This is a genomic window from Pseudomonas sp. TMW22089 (assembly GCF_022496645.1).
Taxonomy (GTDB): Bacteria; Pseudomonadota; Gammaproteobacteria; order Pseudomonadales; family Pseudomonadaceae; genus Aquipseudomonas; species Aquipseudomonas paraversuta.
The window spans coordinates 46,033-60,376 of sequence record NZ_SCFG01000007.1; the positions used below are offsets into that span (position 1 = coordinate 46,033).

The following is a 14,344-nucleotide window of genomic DNA, read 5'->3' on the forward strand; positions in this document are numbered from 1 at the left end:
ACGTTGTTGCGTTGAAAGAGCTCGTGAGCAAGCTCGCTCCTGCACAGATCAAAGCTGCAGGGTTACTGCATATTGATAATGACTTCTTCCTGCCACTGCTGTGGCAGCGCCTTGGAGGTTTTTTCCCATGCGGCGGGGTCTTTGATCGGAGTCACGGTTTTGTACTGCTCGTTAGGCAGCAACTTGGCCTGGACCTCAGCCGGCAGCTTCAGGTGCTCGGCGCGAATCGGCCGTGCATTGCCCCGCGCCAGATTGGTCTGGCCGGCATCGCTGAAAATGAATTCCCGGGTCAGCTTGGCGGCATTCGGATGCTTGGCGTACTTGTTGATGATGGTGGTGTAGCCGGAAATCACCGAGCCATCAGAAGGGATCAGCACAATGTAGTCATCCGGCTTGACCATCTTGTCGCGGTAGCTCAGACCGTTGAAATCCCAGACCACGCCCACTTCCACTTCGCCTTTCTCCATGGTGGCGATGGTCGGGTTGGCCAGCGACAGGCGACCTTGCTTGGCAATGTCGGCAAACATCAGCAAGGCAGGCTGAATGTTTTTTTCATCCCCGCCGTTGGCCAGGGCTGCAGCCAGTACACCGTTTGCCGCCTGGGCTGCGGTGCTGACGTCACCGATGGAGACTTTGTATTTGCCGGTCTTCAGGTCGGACCACTTGGTGGGGGCTTCGGAGCCATGCAGCAGTTTTTTGTTGATGATGAACGCGATGGTGCCGGTATACGCCAGGGCCCAGTTGCCGTCCTTGTCCTTGGCCCACTCGGGGATCTGCTCCCAGGTAGTCGGCTTGTACGGCTGGGTCACGCCCTTGGCCACGGCAATGGGGCCGAAGGCAGCGCCGACGTCACCGATATCGGCGCTGGCATTGTCTTTTTCAGCATCGAACTTGGCCACTTCCTGGGCCGAACTCATGTCGGTGTCGATATGCTTGAGGCCATACAGCTTGTTCAGGTCAGCCCAAGTGCCTTTCCAGTTGGCCCAGTCATCGGGCATGCCGACACTGTTGACTGCCCCTTCGGCCCTGGCAGCGGCTTCGAGGGTTTTCAAGTCCACATCGCCAGCCATGGCCGAAGTGCATAGGGCGATGCTGGTGCCTAACAGTGATGCCAGGAAAAACTGTTTCATCCGAAGCTCCTTGGGCGTTTTCAACGCTGGGTTTTATTGCTCTTTTGCGGTGGGTTGGTCTAGGTCAGCAATACCTGAGCCAAGTTAAGGGGCAGTCATGACACTTTGATGTCGGCATTGATTGTGCAACTCGATTTAATGACCCTTCCTGAGGCACCGGCTTAGCGTAGACCATGGCTAAAGCCCCGGATGGTATGGCCTTGGCGGATAAACTGAAGGTGAGTGTCATCCAACAGTCATCTGCACTGCCTAGGCTGCTAGCTTCAAGAGTTGATGGTTTCGCAGGCCAAGCCTGCCCACATTTGGTGCTGGACTAGTCCAGATAGGTAACATTGATGCGAGAGGGTGCACCCAAAGCGGTGACAGCGATCGGCCGCGCGCTGCAAGAGCAAATTGAACACGGCCTGCTGGCGTGTGGCAGCCAGCTGCCGGCGGAGCGCAAACTCAGTGATTTGTTTGCCACCACCCGGGTCACCGTGCGCGAGGCGTTGTTACAGCTCGAATCCCAGGGCCTGGTCTATCGTGAGGAACGGCGTGGCTGGTTTGTGTCGCCGCCGCGCCTGGCCTACAACCTTATGCAGCGCAGTCACTTTCACGCCATGGTCAGTGCCCAGGGCAGGGTGCCGACCACCGAGGTGATTTCGGCGCGTTTGCAGCCGGCTTCTGCTGCGGTGTGTGAGCGCCTGCAACTGCCGGCGCTGTCCAGCGTGATCCGCATATGTCGGGGGCGGCGGATTGATGGTCGCCAGGTGTTGTATGTAGAGCACTACCTGAACCCGCAATACTTCCCGCAGATCCTGGCGTATGACCTCACGCAGTCGATCACCGAGCTGTATGCCCGGCATTACGACTTGCATTACGGTCGGGTGCGATTTGAGATAGTGCCCACCGCATTGCCACTGGAAGCTGCGGCCACGCTCAAAGTATCTGCGGGCAGTCCGGGCCTGAGAATTGCCCGGATCAATTACGACCAGCACGAGCGTCTGATCGACTGCGATCTGGAGTACTGGCGACATGATGCAATTCATATCGGAGTGGACGTCGCCGAACGTTGAACCCCGAATGAGCTTGCCTCGCGATGGCAACCGCTGAATCCCATCGCTGGCAAGCCAGCTTCCACAGGATCTGCAAGCGACACCCCGCACTCTGTAGGAGCGAGCTTGTCTCGCGATGGCAACCGCTGAATCCCATCGCTGGCAAGCCAGCTCCCACAGGATCTGCAAGCGACGCCCCGCACTCTGCAGGAGCGAGCTTGCCTCGCGATGGCATTCGCTGGATTCCATCGCTGGCAAGCCAGCTCCCACAGGATCTGCAAGCGACGCCCCGCACTCTGCAGGAGCGAGCTTGCCTCGCGATGGCATTCGCTGGATTTCATCGCTGGCAAGCCAGCTCCCACAGGAGCTACAAGCGACACCCCGCACTCTGCAGGAGCGAGCTTGCCTTGCGATGGCAACCGCTGAATCCCATCGCTGGCAAGCCTGCTCCCACAGGCGTCTGCAAGCGACGCCCCGCACTCTGCAGGAGCGAGCTTGCCTCGCGATGGCATTCGCTGGATTCCATCGCTGGCAAGCCAGCTCCCACAGGAGCTACAAGCGACACCCCGCACTCTGCAGGAGCGAGCTTGCCTTGCGATGGCATCTGCTGAATCCCATCGCTGGCAAGCCAGCTCCCACAGGATCTGCAAGCGACGCCCCGCACTCTGTAGGAGCGAGCTTGTCTCGCGATGGCATTCGCTGGATTTCATCGCTGGCAAGCCAGCTCCCACAGGATCTGCAAGCGAGCGTCGACCGGTTACCGGGTTGGTGTATGGATCAATCCTTCTGCAATATGCCGCTGCCGGCCGTCACCACCTGTACGCTCAGGCGCGGTGTGGCCAGGTCCAGTCCGGCTTCGTCCAGATGGCGTTTGAGTGACAGGTTGAACGCCCGCGACACTTCCCATTGCTTGATCGGCGCAGTCTTGAAGCGGGCGCGCAAAATCGCGCTGCCCGATTCAAAACTTTCAACCCCCTGAATCTCAAGCGGCGACCAGATGTTGCGGCGCTGCAGCGGATCGGTGCGCATCTTTTGACCGACCTCGCGCATCAGCTTGATCGCATCGTCGATTTCCATGTTGTAGGGGATCGCCACACGGAAGATCGCGTAGCCGAATTCACGGGAGTAGTTCTTGATGCTTTTGATTTCGCTGAACGGAATGGTGTGCACGATGCCGTCGATGTCCCGCAGGCGCACGGTACGGATCGTCAGGCCTTCAACCGTACCCAGATGCCCGCCGACATCCACGTAATCGTCGATGGCCAGCGAGTCCTCGATGATGATGAACAGACCGGTAATCAGGTCGGCTACCAGTGACTGTGCACCGAAACCAATGGCCAGACCGATCACACCCGCACCAGCCAGCAGGGGGGTGACGTTCATGCCCATGTTGGCCAGGGCGACGATCAGGGCAATGATGGCAATTGTCGCAAACAGAACGTTGCGGATCAGCGGCATCATGGTTTGCGCACGCGCATTGGCCAGGCCTTTGCGTGAGCGGGTCAGGGCATGGTGGATCGCGGTGTCGGAGAGAATCCAGATCAGCCAGGCAAACAGTAACGTGCCGGCAAGGCCGAACAGTTTGACGCTGATCTCATGTCCTTCACCTTCGGTAAAGCTGATCAGTGACAAACCCCACACCCGCAGTCCCAGCTCGATGAAGACCAGCCACACCACCAGATGCGCCAGGGTGTAGATGAAGCTTTTCAGGCGCTCGGAATACAGTGCGTGGCGTTTGTGCCCGCGCTGGGGCCTTTGCGAATGCCGTCGTACCAGCCCGTTGATGACCATGCACAACACCACCAGCACCGTGCAGATCAGTGACTGGCGCAGTGCGGTACTGGTATCGCCTGCTGACAGAAAGGTCGCGAACAGAGAAATGCCCACCAGGATCAGCGCCGCGATATACCAGTAAGTACCGAGTATCTCGATGCTGTCGCTCAAGGCGCGCCGGGTCAGGCGCCGGGACAATGGCTGATTGCGGATCAAGTGGGCAATGGGCCGGCGGAAACGGATGATGAACAAACCGGTGGACAGTGCCGCCATCACATTGGCAAAGGTGGCGGCCGTGTGGGCCAGGTGCACGCCGAGGGTGGCCACCAGTCGCGGGTCGCTCAGGGCTTCGCCAAAGGCCGCGAAGCTGCCGATCCACCACAGCGGGCGAAAGGCCTGATGCCGCAGAATATGCAAGGCGCGATGGCGGTGCGGTCCGTCCAGCAGCGAGAAGGCGATGACGCAAATGGCCGAGAAGCAGGTGCCGATCACCAGTGCGTAGGCCAGCACCATGGCCAGGTCTTTACCCAGCGAAGACGGCAGGGCGTAACTGCCGTAAACCGTGATCACCAGCGCCACCAGCCACGGCCCCAGTTTGCGCAGGGCAAAGCGCAGCATGTCCACAGCCTTGGGATGTTGCGGCAGTTCTTCGCTCAGGCCAAAACGCAGGCGTACGCGGTGGCTGACCCAGATCAGCAGGGCTGCCAGCAAGCTCCAGACCATGATGATCAAGGCGAAGGCAAAAATGATCGGCAGCCACTGACTTGCCGGCAGCATCAAGGCCACCAGTTCGTCCTTGGCCAGGCCAATTTCCCTGGACCAGCGAGAGGTGGGGCTGTCTGCGCCCGAGAACTGTTTTTCAAGGTCTGAAAGGGTGCTGCCGATCAGGCCCAGAACGCCGATTTCAGCTTCGGGCTGGGCTTTTTTTGTGGCGTCGCGCAGTTTTTTCAGGTCAGTCAGCAACTTGCTGCGCTGCTGGTCGTTTTCGAGATTTTTGATCACCTCGTCCAGCGACTGGCCCAGCGGCTCGGTCGGTTGCGCCTGGGTTTTATCTGAACTGCCGAGCAGGCTGGTGATGCCGGCGGCCTGGGCCGAAGACATGGGCAGCAGGGTCAGCAAGCAGACAAGCAGGCAATAGGGCAGGGCTAAAAGACGAAGAAACACTGGGCGATCAACCTCGAGGGGTGCGGATTTGCCGAGTGTACGCTAGGGCCCGCAATCATTCATTTGTATAAATCAGTGATCGCGGATCTAGGGTAAAAGTCAGAGCGAGGATTCGTTGAGCTTGGCCACAATCTTGAAGATGATAGTGCCGAAAATCAGCAGCATGCCGCACCAGATCATCAATACGCCGACGCCGCTGGGCCGGTCACGGAGGGTGAAGCCAATGGTCAGCAACAGCATGCCGCAGACAATTGGAATCATCATGGAGTGAAACGCGGACAGCTCAATCATGGGTAATGACCTGAAGGAATTAATGCCCATGAGTCTAGGTCGCTTTCCCGGAAAGTGCGGTGACATATATCAAAAATGAATCAACTGCCCCAGGGTGCATGATGCTCACATCATGCACCCTGCCTTTGTAGGCGCGAGCTTGTCTGGCGATGATGGTTTACGAGAATACGTGCTTACAGGTTAAACACGTCGCTCTCGAGATCATCGCCAGACAAGCCCGCTCCTGCGGGGCAGTTCTTATGGCAGTTGGTTACTGGCGTAAAACGCGCTCAACACTTTGACCAGGTGTGCCAGGTCATGGCTGCCCGCCAGTTCGCGAATGGAGTGCATGGCGAATGTCGGCAGGCCGATGTCCACGGTGCGAACACCCAAATGGCTAGCGGTAATCGGGCCAATGGTCGAGCCGCAGCCCATGTCGCTGCGCACTACGAAACTTTGTACCGGCACTTCTTCGGCCATGCACAGATGACGGAAGAACCCGGCTGTCTCGCTGTTGGTGGCGTAGCGCTGGTTGCTGTTGACCTTGATCACCGGTCCGGCATTCAGTTTCGGGCCGTGGTTGGCGTCGTGTTTGTCGGCGTAGTTCGGGTGCACGCCGTGGGCGTTGTCAGCCGAAACCAGCAGCGATTTCTGAATGGTGCGTACGTACTCGTCACCTTCAGGCAGCAGGCGCTGGAGGATTTGTTCCAGCATCGGACCGTCGGCACCGCAGGCCGAACACGAGCCGACTTCTTCGTGGTCGTTGGCCACAAACAGGCAGCTTTCTTCGGTTTCGGTGTTGAGCAGGGCTTGCAGGCCTGCGTAGCACGACAGCAGGTTGTCCAGGCGTGCACCGGCAATGAAATCGCCGTTGAGGCCGATGACCGCAGCACTTTGGGTGTCGTAGAAACTCAGCTCGTAATCCAGCACCACGTCAGCGTTCAGGCCGTGCTCGCGGGACAGTTGATCAGTGAGCAGGGCGCGGAAGTCTGCGCGCTCATCCCCTGCAACCTGGGCCAGAATCGGCGGCAGTTCGGTCTGCGGGTTGATCGCCCAGCCTTCGTTGGCGGTGCGATTAAGATGGATGGCCAGGTTGGGGATGGTGGCGATAGGCGCGCGGAAGTCGATCAGCTGGCTTTCGACCTTGCCATCGCGGCGGAAGGTGACGCGCCCGGCCAACGACAGGTCGCGGTCGAACCAGGGGGCCAGCAAGGCACCGCCGTAGACTTCGACGCCCAGTTGCCAGAAGCCCTGGCGCTGTAATTCCGGTTGTGGCTTGACCCGCAGGCACGGGCTGTCTGTGTGTGCACCCACCATGCGGATGCCACCTTGCAGGGGCGAGTGGCGACCCAGCTTGAAAGCAACAATGGAAGAGTCATTGCGGGTGACGTAATAGCGACCGTTGGCTTCGGTGAACCAGGTTTCGCGTTCGTCGAGGCGCTGATAACCGGCGGCCTCCAGACGCTGAACAAGACTGGCAGTGGCATGGAACGGGGTAGGGGAGGCCTTCAGAAAGTCGATCAGGCCTTGGTTCAACTCTTCGCGCATAAGTTACTCCAGACAGCAAGGCCGCGAGTTTAGCGCATTGATCAGAAGATTTGTTGCTGTGTAAAAACCTGCGCGGGGCTCTTTGGGCGCAGGCCTGGGTGTGATGGCGTTACCTTGTTTTCAGGCAGGACGCGCCGCCTGAATCGCTGGCAAGCCAGCTCCCGCAATGAGTTGCTTTTGGTAGGCCGACACCACCTGTGGGAGCCGGCTTGCCGGCGATTGCATCATCGGTCAGAAAGGTGCCGGGCACTCAAAGCGCAGGCGCTCGCCCGTTTGCGGGTGGGTGAAGCTAAGCATGCTGGCGTGCAGACACAGGCGCGGCCAGGCTGCCAGCGCCTGGGGGTGGGCGTACAGGCCGTCGCCCAGCAACGGGTGGCCGATAGACAGCATATGCACGCGCAACTGGTGCGAGCGACCGGTGATCGGCGTCAGTTCAACCCGGCAGTAGTCGCCGCATCGCTCCAGCACTTTCCAGAAAGTCAGGGCGTTTTTGCCGAACTCGTGGTCGACCACATGCCGGGGTTTGGTCGGCGGGTCGTAACGCAATGGCAAGTCAATGCTGCCGCTGTCCAGTTCGGGCTGACCCCAGGCCAGCGCGGTGTAGACTTTTTCGGTTTCGCGGTCGTGAAACTGTCGCGACAACTCGCGATGGGTATCGGCATCACGGGCCAGCAAAATGATCCCCGAGGTTTCCCAGTCCAGGCGATGGACGATGCGCGCCTCGGGATAGCCGTTCTCTTGCAGGCGGGTGATCAGACAGTCTTTGTTGTCTTCAGCCCGGCCTGGCACGGAGAGAAGTAGGGTCGGCTTGTTGACGACCAGAACGCCAGCGTCCTGATGGATAATGTGGATGTTCGACAACGGCATTAAAACAGCCTCTTAACAAACGCCAACGGCGACCTGGATGTTTCCCTTTGCAGAGAAACTTCCAGGTCGCCGTGGTTTCAGCCGGATTGATTAACGATCTGGCAGCGTGATGTTGAGTTCCAGAATCGAGCAGCTGCCCTGGTTTTCCAGCGCAACCTGTACTTGATCGGACTCGATATTGACGTACTTGCGGATTACTTCCACCAGCTCTTTTTGCAGAGCCGGCAAGTAGTCCGGGGTGCTGCGTTGGCCGCGTTCGTGCGCCACGATGATCTGTAGACGCTCTTTCGCGACCGACGCGGTACTTACCTTTTTGTTGGCACGAAAGAAGTCAAAAATATTCATTGCTTAGTTGCCTCCAAACAGGCGCTCGAAGAATCCCTTCTTCTGTGCATCGAGGAACCGATGCTCCACGGTTTTGCCCAGCAAGCGATCAACTGCGTCGCCGTAGGCCTGTCCGGCGTCACTCTGATCATCGAGGATCACGGGCACGCCCTGGTTGGATGCCTTGAGTACTGCCTGGGATTCGGGAATGACACCGAGCAGGGTCACGGCCAGAATTTCTTTGACGTCTTCAACGCCGAGCATTTCGCCTTTGCTTACACGCTCAGGGTTGTAGCGGGTCAGCAGCAGGTGTTCCTTGATCGGCTCTTCGCCCAGTTCGGCGCGGCGCGACTTGCTCGCCAGAAGGCCCAGCATGCGGTCGGAGTCACGCACCGAGGATACTTCCGGGTTAGTCACGACAATCGCTTCATCGGCGAAGTACATGGCCAGGTGAGCACCGGTTTCGATACCTGCAGGTGAGTCGCAGACCACGTACTCGAAGGTCTCTTTAAGTTCCATAAGAACTTTTTCGACGCCTTCCTTGGTCAGGGCATCCTTGTCGCGTGTCTGGCTGGCAGCCAGCACGTACAGGTTTTCCAGACGCTTGTCTTTGATCAGGGCCTGTTGCAGGTTGGCTTCGCCGTTGACTACGTTAACGAAGTCATACACCACGCGGCGCTCACAACCCATGATCAGGTCGAGGTTACGCAGGCCGACGTCGAAGTCGACGATCACTGTTTTGTGGCCGCGCAGAGCGAGGCCGGTACCGATAGCGGCGCTGGTGGTGGTCTTACCCACACCACCCTTGCCGGATGTAACCACTAGAATCTTGGCCAAGGTGTTTCACCCCTAAGGAAAAAGGACTTTTTAGCCCCTGAATAACATCTCTGTACACGACGGCAGGTGAGCAGCCCTGGTGGGTCATCTTTGCGGGTCAGGCTTACACAGCATAAGCACTGCCTGAGTATTGATTTCCTACAAGGTTGAGTCTGAGTTCCTACGCTTTGGAGATGCTTGGAAAATGGCGAGAGTATCCGTTAAAGACGGGTGATGTTCAACATGTCACTTGACAGACTGATTTGCACCCCTGAACCCCACAAGGGGTCGCGACGCAAATCTTCCGAAACCTTGTACTTGCCGGCAATGGACACCAGCTCGGCGCTCAGTTGCTGGCAAAAAATCCGTGCCTTGGTGTTGCCTTTATGTCCGGCCAGCGCACGACCGCGCATTGGCCCGTAAACATGGATGTTGCCATCGGCCATAAGTTCCGCACCGGGGCTGACTGAGGCGATGACTACCAGGTCACAGCCTTCTGCATAAACGGTCTGGCCGCCGCGTACCGGGCTGGTGATGATCTTGGTCGGCTTGATCACGGGTTCAGGCGGTTTTTCGGGTTTCTTCGGCTCTACGACTTCGACCGGGTCGATCGGTCGCTCACGGGCGCCTGAAGGCGGCAAGACCGGCAGGTCGATGGCGATGGCTGCGGCAATGTCTTCGATGCGGCTGGCCCGAATGGCCAGGGTGCGCAGGCCATGCTGGCGACACACGCGCATCAGCCCGGGCAAATCGATCGCGCCTTCACCGGCTGGCAGTTTGTCCAGGGCCAGCACCAGTGGGGTGTTGCTGAAAAAATTCGGCGCTTGAGCCACTTTGGCTGCCAGTTGGCGATCAAGGGCTTCAAGGTTGTTTTTGGCCAGTTCCAGCACCGTAATGGCGAGCATACTGCCCTTTAGCTGGAACACAGGGGCTTGGTCTAGCGATTCGGTTGGGCTCATGGTCTGTTTAACGCGGCTTGTAACTTAAAGTGCTGAGACTTATAACGAGATCGCCCGCGGGCCGCAAGCGGGGTCGAACGATGTAGAATGGTCGGCCATGTGTCTGTCCGGAATCATTAATGGATCGCCCGCAATTTCGTGCTGCTTTTTTTCATCCGCGTTTCTGGCTGCTGTGGCTGGGTTTAGGCGTGCTGTGGCTGGTGGTGCAACTGCCCTATAAAGCGCAGTTGTGCATCGGCCGGGTGCTGGGTGCCCTGATGTATCGGGTAGCCGGTGAGCGTCGGCGCATTGCCGCGCGTAACCTTGAGCTGTGTTTCCCTGAGAAATCTGCCGCCGAGCGCGAGCAGTTGCTCAAAGACAATTTTGCCTCGACCGGTATCGCTTTCTTTGAAATGGCCATGAGCTGGTGGTGGTCCAGGCCGCGCCTGGCCAGGCTGGCCCATATTGAAGGGCTGGAGCACCTCAAGCAGGCGCAACGGGATGGCAAAGGCGTTATTTTAATGGCGTTCCACTTCACCACACTGGAAATCGGTGCCGCCTTGCTCGGCCAGCAACACACCATTGATGGCATGTACCGCGAACACAAAAACCCGCTCTTCGATTTTATCCAGCGCCGCGGGCGTGAGCGACATAACCTCGACTCGCTGGCAGTGGAGCGCGACGATGTGCGCGGCATGCTCAAGCTGCTGCGCTCAGGAAGGGCTATCTGGTACGCACCTGACCAGGACTATGGCGCCAAGCAAAGTATCTTTGTGCCGCTGTTCGGGATTCAGGCCGCAACTGTGACCGCTACCAGCAAGTTCGCCAAATTGGGCAAAGCGCAGGTTGTGCCCTTTACTCAGCAGAGACTGGCGGATGGCAGTGGTTATAAATTGGTGATTCATCCGCCCCTGAGCAATTTCCCCGGAGAAAGCGATGAGGCTGATTGCCTGCGAATCAATCAATGGGTCGAGCGCGCGATACGCGAATGTCCGGAACAATACCTGTGGGCCCATAGACGCTTCAAAACCCGTCCGCCGGGCGAGCCCAAGCTCTACGACAAGCGCCGTTGAGCCTGTCTGCTGCAAGGGCGAGCTGCCTTGAGGCCGCTGGCTCCGGTTACGGGCCTGATCCTGTCCGGAGGCGGTGCGCGGGCGGCTTATCAGGTTGGCGTACTGGCAGCGATTGCCGAGTTGCTGCCTGCCGGTTGCGCTAATCCGTTCCCGGTCATTGTCGGTACTTCGGCCGGGGCAATAAATGCGGTCAGTCTGGCGAGCGGGGCGCTGGACTTTGCCAGGGCGGTCGAGCACTTGACTGAGTTCTGGCAGGGCTTCGAGAGCCATCTGGTGTTGCGCAGCGACTGGCCGGGGGTGATCCACCAGGCTGCACGCTTTCTGAGTCACAGCCTGCTCGGGCTGGGCTCCCATGTTCCCGTGGCCTTGCTCAACAGTTCACCCTTGCGCAGTTTGCTTGCCGATAAAATCAATTTCCCCGGGATTGATCAGGCAATTGCCGAGCAGCAGTTGCGGGCTGTGGCGGTGACGGCGTTTGGTTATACCTCGGGTCAGGCGGTGACCTTCTATCAAGGGCAGGTGGCAATCGATGGCTGGTTGCGCCACCGGCGTATTGGTTTGCCTACGGCATTGACGGTGGATCATCTGCTGGCCAGCTCCGCCATCCCGCTATTGTTTGCCCCGGTCAAGGTCGGGCAGGAGTACTTCGGTGACGGCGCGGTGCGTCAATCTGCGCCCATCAGTCCCGCCCTGCACCTGGGGGCCAGTCGTGTACTGGTGGTGGGGGTGAGCGGCAATCCGCGCGGGCCTGACCCGCAAGTCGACCAGCAACTCTACTCCAACGCTCAGCAACCCACGCTGGCGCAGATTGGCGGGCACATGCTCAACAGTACCTTCATTGACAGCCTCGAGAGTGATATTGAACTGCTTGAGCGCATGAACCACTTCGCCCGCCTGTTGCCGCATCAGTCAGACAATCTGGGGCTGGCGCCGGTAGAGGTGCTGATCATCGCCCCGAGTCAGCCGATCGACGAAATAGCGGCCCGCCACCGGCATGAACTGCCGTCGGCGTTGCGCATGTTTTTGCGCGGTCCGGGCGCCACCCAAACCAGCGGCGCAGGGGTGCTGAGCTACTTGCTGTTTGAGTCAGGCTATTGTCGGGAATTGATTGAGCTTGGGCGGCGTGATGCGATGGCCAAGCGCGAAGCGCTATGCCGATTTTTGCGGGTTTAACCTCAGGGCAGGGCTGCACTGGCATGCAGCCCTGTGAACCTGATTATTCAGCGATCTGCAGTTTGCGGGCTTCGGTATAGATGTAGCGCAACTTGTCGTACTCAAACGGCGAGTCGAACTGCCCATAGCGGAAGCTGGTGTTGTAGCGCTTGTCGACAGCGCCCAGTACCCAGATTTCCGGATGCCGGGTGCTTTCGTGAGGCACGTTGAGGAAGTTGATTTCCTGATTCACGCCGTAGTCAACCACCAGGCCCGTGGTGTCACGCAGGTTTGAAGGGCCGAGGATTGGCAGCATCAAGTAAGCACCACCGGGTACACCATAAAAGCCCAGGGTTTGCCCGAAGTCTTCGCTTTGGCGTGGCAGGCCCATGGCAGTTGCCGGGTCCCACAAGCCGCCCACGCCCAGCGTGGTGTTCAGCAGCAAGCGTCCTGTGGTCTCCAGGGAGCGATGTCCCTTGAGTTGCAGCAGGCTGTTGAACAGGTTGGGTACATCACCCAGGTTGTTGAAAAAGTTGCTCACCCCGGTACGCAGGAAACTCGGGGTGACATAGCGGTAACCATCAACCACTGGCAGGAAGACCCATTGGTCGAAGCGGTAGTTGAAGTGGTAAATCCGGCGGTTGATGGACTCCAGCGGGTCATACACGCTCAGGGCGTTCATGGTCGCGCGTTCAAATTCACGCTGATCAAGACCGGGATTGAACTGCAGCATCTTCAACGGCTGGGTAAAGCCGTCGATGTCCTGAGTGCGTTCGGTCTGGGTCTTGCCGTTGTCTGCCTGGGCATAGCCGGCGCTGAGCAGGGCGGCGAGAAGCAAAATATGTTTAGCCACGGAAGAACTCCAGCATAGCGTCAGCGTTGACACGGTAGTTGAGGTTGCCGCAATGGCCACCATACGGGTAGACCGTCAGGCGATTGCCGAAGGTTTTACGCAAAAATCCAAGATCGCCAGGCCCCAGGATGATGTCGTCAGCGTTATGCATGACGGAGATCTTCGGGCTGTTTTGCAGATAATCCTTGAGCGCGTACAGACTGACCTGATCGATCAGTTGCAACAGGCTGCCGCCGTCAGTCCTGGCGCGCCACATCGGGATCACCTGCTCTGTGAGATAGCAGTCGAAGTCGCATTGCAGCGAGCGCTTGAGGAACGGTGTGAGGCTGGTGCCTTCGGTGATCGGATAGTTCGGCGGGGTAATCAGTCCGCGGCGGTTGATCAGGTCCGAGGTGAACACGATGTCGGCCGATGCGAAGCGGAACATAGTGCCGATCAGCATTGCCATCTGTTCGTTGGTCAGGCGTTCCTTGGAGTTCTGCAGGTCGTAGACCAGGGCGGCATTTATATCGACATAGCCTTTTTGCTGGAAGTAGCGGGTCAGTTTGTTCAGCAGCAATTCATAGAAAGTGGTGCTGTTGTTGATGCCTTTAACCTCGGTCTGCACCAGCTTGTCGAGGTTGCTGATGGAGGTGTAGTGATTGACCGGCGGGTTAAGCAGCAACACTTTTTTGAAGTTGAAGGTTTTTCGGGTCTCATCCAGATGGCTGACGAACGCTGCATCCAGCGCTCCCAGGCTGTAGCCGGCCAGGTAGTAGTCGGTGACCGGGACGTTAGCCTGCTGCGCACGCACGGCCTGCATTACCCGGTACAAATCTTCGGCATCGTACTGGCTGATGCCCGGGGTGGCATAGCGTGAGGCGGCGCTCATAAAGTCATAGCTGGTCGGCGATGACAGTTGCACCACATGGTAGCCGGCCTTGTAGAAGAGCTTTTTCAGGAACTCGTTGAGGCTGCTGTCATAGGGCGCGCCGGTGCCTGCAATCAGAAACATCAGCGGGGCCGGATGATCCTGTTTGGCCATGCGGTAGGAGAGCTTTTTTACTGCCCAGAAGTTGGCGGGCAAGGTGAACTCGCGTTCAGGGCGCAGCTTGAGGCTGTAATCCGACTGGTTGATATCGTCATCGTCCGGAAGCAGCGGACGCATTTCCGGAGGTGTAGTCGCAATTGTGGCTTCGAATGGGTTGGTCAGGGGGTAGCCATAGGTGGCGGGGTCAACATCGACCGCCTGTGCGGACGCACTCAATAAAAGGCCGCAGAGCAAGGCGGCGAAAGGCAGAGAACGAAGCATGGAGACTATCCCTAAGAAGGTGCGCAGAAGATTCGCAGGCTATGACCACAGGGCTACCGTCAAAGTGCCATGGAGCAGCACGATTAAATCCCCGATTCCGTTTAGAGCAGG

At 58.5% G+C, this 14,344-nt stretch carries 13 protein-coding genes; 3 read left to right on the plus strand and 10 right to left on the minus strand.

Features of this window, described 5'->3' with window-relative positions; genetic code table 11:
• Positions 1-62 precede the first annotated feature (62 nt).
• Positions 63-1,130 carry an ABC transporter substrate-binding protein gene (locus EQV90_RS09210; protein WP_003446874.1) on the minus strand — a complete coding sequence of 356 codons (1,068 nt, stop codon included), beginning with the start codon at positions 1,128-1,130 and terminating at the stop codon, positions 63-65.
• A 335-nt stretch (positions 1,131-1,465) separates the two neighbouring features.
• On the opposite strand from EQV90_RS09210, the gene EQV90_RS09215 reads away from it, so the two are divergent.
• A complete protein-coding gene (locus EQV90_RS09215) occupies positions 1,466-2,185 on the plus strand; it encodes a UTRA domain-containing protein (RefSeq protein ID WP_240878016.1) in 720 nt (239 codons plus the stop codon).
• Between the two features lie 756 nt (positions 2,186-2,941).
• On the opposite strand, the gene EQV90_RS09220 is transcribed toward EQV90_RS09215, so the two are convergent.
• From EQV90_RS09220 to minC, 7 genes are all read right to left on the minus strand, one after another.
• Positions 2,942-5,101 (minus strand): mechanosensitive ion channel domain-containing protein, encoded by a 2,160-nt coding sequence (locus EQV90_RS09220; RefSeq protein ID WP_003446876.1) that lies wholly within the window; start codon positions 5,099-5,101, stop codon positions 2,942-2,944.
• Positions 5,102-5,200: 99 nt separating this feature from the next.
• Positions 5,201-5,392 carry a hypothetical protein gene (locus EQV90_RS09225; protein ID WP_003446877.1) on the minus strand — a complete coding sequence of 64 codons (192 nt, stop codon included), beginning with the start codon at positions 5,390-5,392 and terminating at the stop codon, positions 5,201-5,203.
• A 237-nt stretch (positions 5,393-5,629) separates the two neighbouring features.
• Positions 5,630-6,919: a M18 family aminopeptidase gene (locus EQV90_RS09230; RefSeq protein ID WP_240878017.1), complete on the minus strand. Its 1,290-nt coding sequence runs from the start codon at positions 6,917-6,919 to the stop codon at positions 5,630-5,632.
• Positions 6,920-7,150: 231 nt separating this feature from the next.
• Positions 7,151-7,786 (minus strand): pseudouridine synthase, encoded by a 636-nt coding sequence (locus EQV90_RS09235; protein ID WP_240878018.1) that lies wholly within the window; start codon positions 7,784-7,786, stop codon positions 7,151-7,153.
• A gap of 90 nt (positions 7,787-7,876) precedes the next feature.
• The gene (gene minE, locus EQV90_RS09240; protein ID WP_003446880.1) at positions 7,877-8,131 is read right to left on the minus strand and encodes a cell division topological specificity factor MinE; all 255 of its coding nucleotides are present in this window, start codon (positions 8,129-8,131) and stop codon (positions 7,877-7,879) included.
• Between the two features lie 3 nt (positions 8,132-8,134).
• Complete coding sequence (gene minD, locus EQV90_RS09245) at positions 8,135-8,947, minus strand: septum site-determining protein MinD (RefSeq protein ID WP_003446882.1); 813 nt, start codon at positions 8,945-8,947, stop codon at positions 8,135-8,137.
• A gap of 200 nt (positions 8,948-9,147) precedes the next feature.
• Entirely contained in the window at positions 9,148-9,885 is a 738-nt protein-coding gene (gene minC, locus EQV90_RS09250; protein ID WP_003446883.1) for a septum site-determining protein MinC, read from the minus strand.
• Between the two features lie 119 nt (positions 9,886-10,004).
• On the opposite strand from minC, the gene EQV90_RS09255 reads away from it, so the two are divergent.
• Both EQV90_RS09255 and EQV90_RS09260 read left to right on the plus strand, forming a co-directional pair.
• Positions 10,005-10,937: a lipid A biosynthesis lauroyl acyltransferase gene (locus EQV90_RS09255; protein WP_003446885.1), complete on the plus strand. Its 933-nt coding sequence runs from the start codon at positions 10,005-10,007 to the stop codon at positions 10,935-10,937.
• Positions 10,938-10,964: 27 nt separating this feature from the next.
• A complete protein-coding gene (locus EQV90_RS09260) occupies positions 10,965-12,110 on the plus strand; it encodes a patatin-like phospholipase family protein (RefSeq protein ID WP_010656986.1) in 1,146 nt (381 codons plus the stop codon).
• A 43-nt stretch (positions 12,111-12,153) separates the two neighbouring features.
• On the opposite strand, the gene EQV90_RS09265 is transcribed toward EQV90_RS09260, so the two are convergent.
• Both EQV90_RS09265 and EQV90_RS09270 read right to left on the minus strand, forming a co-directional pair.
• The gene (locus tag EQV90_RS09265) at positions 12,154-12,942 is read right to left on the minus strand and encodes a VacJ family lipoprotein (RefSeq protein ID WP_003446888.1); all 789 of its coding nucleotides are present in this window, start codon (positions 12,940-12,942) and stop codon (positions 12,154-12,156) included.
• On the minus strand, positions 12,935-14,233 hold the full coding sequence (locus EQV90_RS09270; RefSeq protein WP_240878019.1) for a serine/threonine protein kinase: 1,299 nt from the start codon (positions 14,231-14,233) through the stop codon (positions 12,935-12,937). The genes EQV90_RS09265 and EQV90_RS09270 overlap by 8 nt, the downstream gene beginning before the upstream one ends.
• Positions 14,234-14,344: the final 111 nt, after the last annotated feature.